At 47.4% G+C, this 5,562-nt stretch carries 6 protein-coding genes; 3 read left to right on the top strand and 3 right to left on the bottom strand.

From position 1 onward, the window contains the following. Nucleotides 1-290, top strand: a 290-nt coding sequence (locus RIE73_RS28405) for a hypothetical protein (RefSeq protein WP_446404362.1), incomplete at its 5' end; no start/stop codon positions are given. A gap of 153 nt (nt 291-443) precedes the next feature. Here RIE73_RS28405 and hrcA read toward each other — a convergent pair. Both hrcA and RIE73_RS28395 read right to left on the bottom strand, forming a co-directional pair. Further along, nucleotides 444-1,532, bottom strand: a complete 1,089-nt coding sequence (hrcA, locus tag RIE73_RS28400) for a heat-inducible transcriptional repressor HrcA (RefSeq protein WP_446404361.1) — start codon at nt 1,530-1,532, stop codon at nt 444-446. Nucleotides 1,533-1,757: 225 nt separating this feature from the next. Next, nucleotides 1,758-2,117: a rhodanese-like domain-containing protein gene (locus RIE73_RS28395; protein ID WP_446386842.1), complete on the bottom strand. Its 360-nt coding sequence runs from the start codon at nt 2,115-2,117 to the stop codon at nt 1,758-1,760. A 241-nt stretch (nt 2,118-2,358) separates the two neighbouring features. Between RIE73_RS28395 and RIE73_RS28390 the strand changes: the two genes are divergently transcribed. Together RIE73_RS28390 and RIE73_RS28385 are read left to right on the top strand one after the other, a co-directional pair. Continuing rightward, nucleotides 2,359-4,098, top strand: coding sequence for a DUF3352 domain-containing protein (locus RIE73_RS28390; protein ID WP_446404360.1), 1,740 nt, complete (start codon nt 2,359-2,361; stop codon nt 4,096-4,098). Nucleotides 4,099-4,323: 225 nt separating this feature from the next. Continuing rightward, nucleotides 4,324-5,001, top strand: a complete 678-nt coding sequence (locus tag RIE73_RS28385) for a phosphoribosylanthranilate isomerase (protein WP_446404359.1) — start codon at nt 4,324-4,326, stop codon at nt 4,999-5,001. A 170-nt stretch (nt 5,002-5,171) separates the two neighbouring features. Here the strand turns inward: RIE73_RS28385 and RIE73_RS28380 are convergent. Then, nucleotides 5,172-5,562, bottom strand: a 391-nt coding sequence (locus tag RIE73_RS28380) for a hypothetical protein (RefSeq protein WP_446404358.1), incomplete at its 5' end; no start/stop codon positions are given.

The following is a 5,562-nucleotide window of genomic DNA, read 5'->3' as shown; positions in this document are numbered from 1 at the left end:
ATTTTATCCCTAAACCCGCCCCTACATTGGATTTATTGTGCCAATATCAGATTTATAGATTAAGCTTAAACTGGACAACAAAACCTAGGCGATTTTTAGGCGCGATCGCATCCCAAATCGGTCGGGATAAATTGGGGATTGAGGTGAACGGTTGGAGAAGGGCGGGTTTTGTAGAAAGGTTATTGGTTTATCCATTAATTTTGCCCCTAAATAAAGCCCATACATTAAATCTACCGCCCCGATATCAGACTTCTATATTAACCTCAAACCTGACAATAAAACCAACCTGATTCCCAATCGCGATCGCCTCCCCAAGAGGTAGGGGCGGGTTTAGGGATTAAATGAGTTAACCCGCCTCAAAATAAACAACGAAACCCGCCCTGATCCCAACCTAAATTTGACGAATGACATAAGACGAATGACGAATGACATAAGACAAATGACTACGCCACCTGACTCAACGCCTCCGTCAGATAATCAGCCGTGGCTTCCACAAGCGCGATCGCGTTTTCATAAAGCATCCGAGTTGGACCCAGAATTCCCACACTGCCCACGGGTAGATTATCCTGTTCGTAGGTGGCACTAACTAACGTACAGGTTTGCATCGGTTCCAAAGGGTTCTCTGTGCCAATTCGCACTTTTGCCCGCCGCTTAGAATTCAAACTATCCGGAAGTTCAAAGATTAGGGGCCAAAGTTGTTCCTGTTCTTCTTCCAACAGATGCAGCAACATTTGAACTTGTTGCAACTCAGCAAATTCTGGCTGACGCAATAACTCGGCAATCCCCCGCACTAAAATCGGCGTGGCTACGGATGTTTTCATTGGACGAGTTAATTCTGCCAATACCTTTTTCAAGAAATCGGCATACTGGGCAAATTCGCGGTCAAGTTCACTCCAGTCTAAGTTCACCAGTTCACCCAGAGAACGTCCCCGCAGCTTACTACTTAAAAAATTAGATAATATCTGTAACTCTTGCTCAACAGCCGCTTCATCCGGTGGATCATCCTCTGATACCGAGGGCAATTCCATGACAATGGATTGGGTTTGATAGGCATCAGTCACCACAATCAACATCACCCGCCCTGGTGCGACAGACACCAATTGCAAATGGCGCAATCGGGTGGTTTGAGTTTGAGGTAAGGTAATCAGAGTAATATACCCACTCAAGGTGGAGAGAATTTGCCCTGCATCCCGTAGCAACGCCTCAAAGTTGAAATCGTCTCCCTTCAAATGATCTGAGAGTAATGTCTCTGCTTGGCGTCCCAGGGTATTGGAGGGTTGAATCAAGCGATCGACATAAATCCGATATCCTGAATCCGAGGGAACCCGTCCTGCCGAGGTATGAGGTTGATAGAGTAAGCCAGATTTTTCTAGAACGCTCATACAAGAGCGAATTGTAGCCGGACTAACACTCAGATCATACTCGTGGGCTAAAACTTTGGAACCCACAGGTTCCGCCGTCGCAATATAATGACGGATAGTTGCCCAGAGAATATGTTGTTGACGATTATTAAGACTGACGTGTACAGACATTTGAAAAAAAGCCGAACTTAATCAGATTTTCACCAGAATCCTTTAAAATCATGAGGGTTATGGCGAATTTATGGAGAAATGCATCTCCTAGATATCCCTAAAGGTAGGTTAAATCGCCAACGCCGCTAAACTGATCTTTTAAGTGACAGGCTTTCCTGGTTGGATGAGTATTGATCCAAAGATAACAGAAGACACTAGGATTCTGTAGCTTGCCATGATCGACTGCTAGTAGCGAGGGATGGTAGGATCGACCGTTGCGGAGTATGCATCAATTCCGCCGACGACATTTTTGACATTGGTAAACCCCTGATCCGCTAACCACTGGCACATTTGAGCGGAACGGATACCATGGTGACACATCACCAAGGTTTCAGCATCAGCTTCAAAGCGACTGTGGATTTGGTCAGACCATTGGGCAAATTCGCTCAAGGGGAGAACATCAAACCCCTGAATATGCGCGATCGCGACTTCTTGGGGTTCTCGCACGTCGATAAGCTGGAGTCCCTCCGGGGATTGGCTAATCCGCTGCGCGAGTTCCTCCACACTGATTTGGGGAATGGGTTGATTAAAGGATTGAGCTGACATAACTGGTGCAAGGAAAATAATACATACCAGAATACCGATATCCTTAAGATTGGCAAAGGGTGTGGGGAAGATGGGGAGCAATGTAGAGACGTGCCATGGCACGTCTGGGAGCAGAGGGAGAGCGTGTAGGGGCGGGTTTTACCATTAACGGGAAGGTTGTCACCCTGATATCACTAAACCCGCCCCGATTAGAGTGCAAGTCACTTTCAACAAATGACAAATGACAAATGACAAATGACAAATGACCATGAAACTACGCTCGTTTTTTTATGCCTTAACAGCCAGTGTGGTAATGTTGCTGTTATTGGCTGGAGGTGGCTGGTTCTGGGTCAGCGCCCACAGTCCCCTAACTCTCTTGCAGGAACAAGAGGTCAAGACTCCCACGGCGGCGATTTTTGTGCCGAAACAAGCCCCCGCCATGATATCGTTGCTCGTGAATCCAGACCGTTTGGCGGCGTTGCGGCAAGTGGTGGTTCCACCCCAGAAGCGACGAGGTGCGATCGCGGAATTTCAGCAACTGGAAAATAGTCTGCTGGCGAATTTGGGACTGGATTATCAACGGGACATTCAACCCTGGATTGATGATGAACTGACGCTGGCGGTAACGTCGTTAGATGTTGACCGGAATCCTGAAAATGCGGCACAACCGGGATATTTACTCGTTTTTACCACCAACGATCCTGAAGCCGCCCAGGAACAGGTTTATTCTCGACTCGCGATCGCTGAGGAAGCCGATTTAGTGGTGGAATCCTATAAAGGGGTTAACCTAATTTATCAATCCTCAAATCCCCCAGGGAAAAAGGTAGCAAAGGATACAGACACTCGTCCCATCCCGGATACTTTAACCAGTGCGATTGTGGGCGATCGCTTTGTCCTCTATGCCAATCAGCCGAAGGTATTGCGGAATGCGATTAATACGGTACAAGTTCCTGATTTGAGTTTGGCAGAAAATTTCGATTATCAACAACTGCTGCAAAGTCTGACGGAACCGCGTATTGGATTCAGCGTAGTGAATTTACCCGCCCTAGCCGCTTGGATTTCTAATCAACCCATTCCCAATCGTGAGTCATTTGAGGCGTCCAAAAGCTTGGCGATTACCTTGTCCCTCACTCGTCAAGGGTTGTTAGCACAAACGGCGATTCCTCGGTCAAAATCGAGTCCAGAATCGATTACCCCAGTCCTGTCTCAGCCTGTTGATGCTCTCCAGTACATTCCCGCCCAAAGTGGGTTGGCAATTGCTGGGATGAATTTAAACCAATTTTGGCAACAACTGTCCACCCGACTGGAAACTGATGAGAGTCTAAGTAGTTTACTCGACCAAGGAATTGCCCAGTTAGAGTCTCGTTGGGGGATTCAATTACCAGAAGAGATTTTTAGTTGGGTGGAAGGGGATTATGCCTTATCCCTGTTTCCTCGACCGGATCAACCGAATCCCGACTGGATTTTTGTGGCGCAAACGGGTGATAATGATCAGGCAATTGACGCGATTGAGCATTTGGATATCGTCGCCAAACAGCAGGGACTCAATGTGGGAGAACTCCCGTTTGGCGATCGCACGACGACGGCGTGGACGAAGTTGGTGACAGCGAAAGCGCTGAAGAATCGCCAAGATGGGTTGTTAAGTTTACAAGCCCAAGTTCGGGGGGTTCACACCACGGTGGGAGATTATGAAGTGTTTGCCACATCCATTGAGGCGATGGACGCCGCCCTGAATGGGGTGAAGGATTCCCTGGTTCAGAACCTAGACTTCCAGAACGCGATCGCCGCTTTACCGACTCGAAATGATGGGTATCTCTATCTAAACTGGTTAGAGAGCCAACCCTTAATTGAGCGTCAGTTTCCCATTTTGCGGGTGGTGGAACTCATTGGTCAACCCTTATTTGACCACCTGCGATCGCTAACCATTACCAGTTATGGTGTGAATCAGGATGTTCAACAGAGTCAGTTATTTTTCCAATGGGTTGACCGTTCCTCTGGCTAAAACGAATTGGTCTGGGAATAGAGTTATCATCGACAAGGTAGGGGCGACCCGCTTAGCCTAATTAACAACACCAGAAACAGGGCGGGTTTACATAAGTTACCAGTTTTTGCTTACATGGTATTGGTAAAACCCGCCCCTACAGACGGTCGGGTCGCCCTCTACTACATTGGGTCGGGTCGCCCTCTCCTCAAACCTTTATATCAGAACGTTTTTCATAGGAAGTTGATGGAACCAACAATCCGACCCAGAGTTAAAATTTGCTGCATTAGTAGTGTTGACGAAGCCAATCTCGCCATTCGTTATGGCGCTGCTGCCATAGGCTTAGTATCCGAGATGCCCAGTGGACCGGGCATGGTGTCTGAAGGCTTGATTGCCCAAGTCGCCGCCAAAGTACCTCCGGGTGTTTCTTCATTTCTACTCACCAGTAAATTTGATACCTTAGCGATTGTTGCCCAGCAACGACGCCTAGGCGTCAACACGATTCAGATTTGCGATCGCCTACAGTGGGGAAGCCATGATGATTTACGTCAAGCATTACCCGGGATTGCCATTGTCCAAGCCATTCATGTCACCAGCGAAGCCGCGATCGACCAAGCGTTAGCTGTTGCCCCCTCTGTTTCCGCGTTGATTCTCGATTCGGGGAATCCCCTGTTACCAGAGAAAGAACTGGGCAGAACCGGGCGAGTTCATGATTGGACGATTAGCCGACGCATCCGGGAATTGGTCAACGTGCCTGTTTTCTTAGCGGGTGGACTCACTCCAGAGAATGTCAAGGATGCGATTCAAGCCGTTCAACCCTTTGGCGTGGATGTCTGTAGTGGGGTTCGCACAAATGGCAAATTAGATGAGGGTAAGCTCTCTGAGTTCTTCAATCAAGTGTACAAAAGTTTCAGCATTCAGTAACTGAGGCAAAGGAAACTCTGGAGGTTAGAATGGATTTCACAGTTTGGAGCCATTGCTTATGCTGCGTACATTTCGGGCTATCCTGAAGGGCAATTTGCTGGAATGGCAAGTGCTGTAATCAGCTATGAAATTTTGCAGAATGACAGGCAATTTATCGGTTGCGTAAGTTTTCATAGCCATTCGTTATTATTGTAAAAATGAATTCCGCCGTGGTAGCTATCAACGGCTTTTACAGCGTCAAACTGAACAGAGACAATATCACCAATAGTGTCGCTATCCGCATCGCAAAAAGGCTTAATAGATGACCAGTCGCAATCATAAAGAGGCTCGTAGACATCCTTGTACATCGGCTCTCCAAGCTTTTGCCATTGGTCATACTGATCAATCTCAAAATCACATTCTGGATCACCATCGGGGGAAGTCGCTTTTACCTCAGCCCAGTAACTTAAATCCCAAACTTTTTTACCATCCTGTTTGTCCCACTGGTCAAAATCAACAAATTCTTTTTCCAGGCTAGAGATCTCCATTATCAAGTCTGGGTAACGATTTAAGCAGTCTTTT

Source organism: Coleofasciculus sp. C1-SOL-03 (assembly GCF_040220555.1).
In the GTDB taxonomy this organism is placed as follows: domain Bacteria; phylum Cyanobacteriota; class Cyanobacteriia; order Cyanobacteriales; family Coleofasciculaceae; genus Coleofasciculus.
This window is presented reverse-complemented; position numbering and strand designations above follow the sequence as displayed.

Coding starts and splice junctions, on each gene's coding strand:
- hrcA (WP_446404361.1), bottom strand. CDS start 1,532: ATGTCTGTACACGTCAGTCTTAATAATCGTCAACAACATATTCTCTGG.
- RIE73_RS28395 (WP_446386842.1), bottom strand. CDS start 2,117: ATGTCAGCTCAATCCTTTAATCAACCCATTCCCCAAATCAGTGTGGAG.
- RIE73_RS28390 (WP_446404360.1), top strand. CDS start 2,359: ATGACCATGAAACTACGCTCGTTTTTTTATGCCTTAACAGCCAGTGTG.
- RIE73_RS28385 (WP_446404359.1), top strand. CDS start 4,324: ATGGAACCAACAATCCGACCCAGAGTTAAAATTTGCTGCATTAGTAGT.